The sequence below is a fragment of the Halomonas sp. BM-2019 genome (assembly GCF_017584085.1).
In genome coordinates this window covers 2796874-2798901 of the sequence record NZ_CP071922.1, presented here as the reverse complement: position 1 = coordinate 2798901, position 2028 = coordinate 2796874, and the positions used below count along the sequence as shown (strand labels likewise).

Annotated in this window: 2 protein-coding genes and 1 pseudogene; all 3 read right to left on the bottom strand. The window is 70.4% G+C overall.

Features of this window, described 5'->3' with window-relative positions; genetic code table 11:
* Positions 1–757 (bottom strand): annotated as a pseudogene (gene purH / locus J5F18_RS13965) (bifunctional phosphoribosylaminoimidazolecarboxamide formyltransferase/IMP cyclohydrolase); the annotation flags it as partial.
* 93 nt (positions 758–850) lie between these two features.
* Complete coding sequence (fis, locus tag J5F18_RS13960) at positions 851–1183, bottom strand: DNA-binding transcriptional regulator Fis (protein WP_346299201.1); 333 nt, start codon at positions 1181–1183, stop codon at positions 851–853.
* The coding region (gene dusB / locus J5F18_RS13955; RefSeq protein WP_346299200.1) for a tRNA dihydrouridine synthase DusB at positions 1180–2028 on the bottom strand (849 nt) is incomplete at its 5' end. The genes dusB and fis, both read right to left, overlap by 4 nt.

Sequence of the window (2028 nt, the reverse complement as noted above, 5' to 3'; positions counted from 1 at the left end):
TGCCCTGCAGCTGGGTGGCGGTGGCCACGCTGGCCTCCCGGGCGTCGGCCTCCACATAGAAGGCCGCACCCTGGTGGGGGTTCTCGCCGTAGCGCATGGCCTGCTTCTTGATGAACTGCAGGTTGTAGGTGCGCGGGAAGCCCTCCTCGCCGCCGGGAACCCGCCCGCCCAGGTAGTCGGCGATGGCGGCGTCATAGCCGGCGGTGTGCTCGAAGGCCTTGACGGCGAGGTCGAAGCGGGTGGCGTCACTGACCGCGCCGTCCTGGGCGGCGATCTCCCCCAGCACCCGGGCATAGTCGCCGGCGTCCACCACGATGGTGGTGTGGGCGTGATTCTTGGCGCAGGCGCGCACCATGGTGGGCCCGCCGATATCGATGTTCTCGATGGCGTCTGCGAGGGTGCACTCCGGGTGGGCCACGGTCTGGGCGAAGGGGTAGAGGTTGACCACCACCATGTCGATGGGGGCGATGGCGTGTTCGGCCATCACGGCGTCGTCCTGGCCGCGACGGCCGAGGATGCCGCCGTGGATCTTCGGGTGCAGGGTCTTGACCCGGCCGTCCATGATCTCGGGGAAGCCGGTGTGTTCGGACACCTCGGTGACGGCAATGCCGTTTTCCTTGAGCAGGCGGAAGGTGCCGCCGGTGGAGAGCAGTTCGACGCCGCGCTCGGACAGGCCGCGGGCGAAGTCGACGATGCCGGTCTTGTCGGAGACGCTGATCAGGGCGCGGCGGACCGGGGTGGGGGTGGCTTGAACCATGGAGTCACTCTCTACTGACAGGTGGGGCGGAAGGCTGGGGTGGCATGCGCATCACATGCCGAAGGGAGCCCGGGGGCTCCCTTCTCGAACGGGTCAGATCAGGTCGTACTGCTTGAGCTTCTTGCGCAGGGTGCCGCGATTGAGGCCGAGCATCTCGGCGGCGCGGGTCTGGTTGCCCTGGGTGTGGTCAAGCACGGCGGCCAGCAGCGGGGCCTCCACCTCGGCCATCACCATGGCATGCAGCCCGGTGACCTCGCCGCCGTCCAGGTGGGCGAAGTAGCGGCGCATGGCGAGATCCACGGCCTCGCGCAGCGGGCGCTGGCCGACCGTCTGGTCCGCTGCCGTGGGGCGCTCGCCGTCCGGCCCGGGAAGGTCCTGGCAATGTCCAGACAGCTCGGGGTTCGGGGGGAAGGCTTGGCTGGTCATGCGGCTCGTGTCCCTTTCGCTGTCACGCCGGGGTCCCGCGGTCCGGTGACCGGGGAGTGAGCATGACGAAAGCAGTCGTCGATAAAGCGATGCTGGGCGTCGGCGCTCTCCAGGCCGTTGAAGGTGGCCTTGAGGTGGTGCCGCGCGTCCGCCGCCAGGCGGGTGTCGCCGGCCAGGTACCAGCCGACGTGCTTGCGCGCGATGCGCACGCCCATGTGCTCGCCATAGAAGTCGTGCAGGGCCGTCAGGTGGTCGCGCAGTACCGCGGCACGCTCCTCGTCGGCCGGGGGCGCCAGGCGCGCCCCGTGGCGGAGGTAGTGGTCGATCTCGCGGAAGATCCAGGGGTTGCCCTGGGCGCCGCGGCCCACCATCACCGCATCCGCTCCAGTATAGTCGAGGACCGCGGCGGCCTTCTCCGGGGAGTCGATATCGCCGTTGGCGAAGACCGGGATCGACACCGCGGCCTTGATCGCGGCGATGGTGTCGTACTCGGCCTGGCCGGTGAAGCGCTGCTGGCGGTGGCGGCCGTGCACCGCCAGGGCCTGGATGCCGGCGGCCTCCGCCAGACGCGCCACGCGCACGGCGTTGTTGCTCTCGGCGCACCAGCCGGTGCGGATCTTGAGCGTCACCGGCACCGCTACCGCGGCCACCACCGCCTCGAGGATCTCGGCCACCAGGGCCTCGTCGCGCAGCAGCGCCGAGCCAGCGGCCTTGTTGCACACCTTCTTGGCCGGACAGCCCATGTTGATGTCGATGATCTCGGCGCCCCGGTCGGCGTTGAGGCGTGCCGCCTCGGCCAGCATGGCGGCGTCGCCGCCGGCGATCTGCACGGCGCGCGGGCCGGG